This window comes from Caballeronia sp. BR00000012568055 (genome assembly GCF_029439455.1).
In the GTDB taxonomy this organism is placed as follows: Bacteria; Pseudomonadota; Gammaproteobacteria; order Burkholderiales; family Burkholderiaceae; genus Caballeronia.
In genome coordinates, this window is sequence record NZ_JAQFVG010000193.1 from 1 (window position 1) to 696 (window position 696).

Annotated in this window: 1 pseudogene; it reads left to right on the forward strand. The window is 57.2% G+C overall.

From position 1 onward, the window contains the following. Positions 1 to 696: pseudogene (locus tag P7F28_RS09775) on the forward strand (urocanate hydratase); the annotation flags it as partial.

Here is a 696-nt window from a genome sequence, read left to right on the forward strand (position 1 = left end):
ATTGCCGAAGCGGCGTATCGCATGATTCAGAACAACCTTGATCCGGAAGTGGCGGAGCATCCGCATGCGCTGGTCGTGTATGGTGGTATCGGACGGGCGGCGCGCAACTGGGATTGCTTCGATCAGATTCTCGCGTCGCTCAAGGATCTGAACGAAAACGAAACGCTGCTGATTCAATCGGGCAAGCCGGTCGGTGTGTTCCGCACCCATGCCGATGCACCGCGCGTGCTGCTTGCGAATTCGAATCTCGTGCCGCATTGGGCGAACTGGGATCATTTCCACGAACTGGATCGCAAAGGCCTGATGATGTACGGTCAAATGACGGCCGGTAGCTGGATTTATATCGGTAGTCAGGGCATTGTGCAGGGCACGTACGAGACGTTCTTCTCGGTTGCCAATCAGCATTTCAATGGCAATCCTAATGGTCGCTGGATTCTCACCGGTGGTCTGGGCGGCATGGGCGGTGCGCAGCCGCTCGCCGCGACCATGGCGGGCTTTTCGATGATCGCGGTGGAGTGCGATGAAACGCGTATCGACTTCCGTCTGAAGACGCGTTACGTCGATAAGAAAGCGAAGACGCTCGATGAAGCGCTCGCTATGATCGAAGACGCGAAGAAGAGCGGCAAGCCTGTATCGATCGGACTGCTTGGCAATGCTGCTGACGTGTTCGCCGAACTCGTCGCGCGCAATGTCACG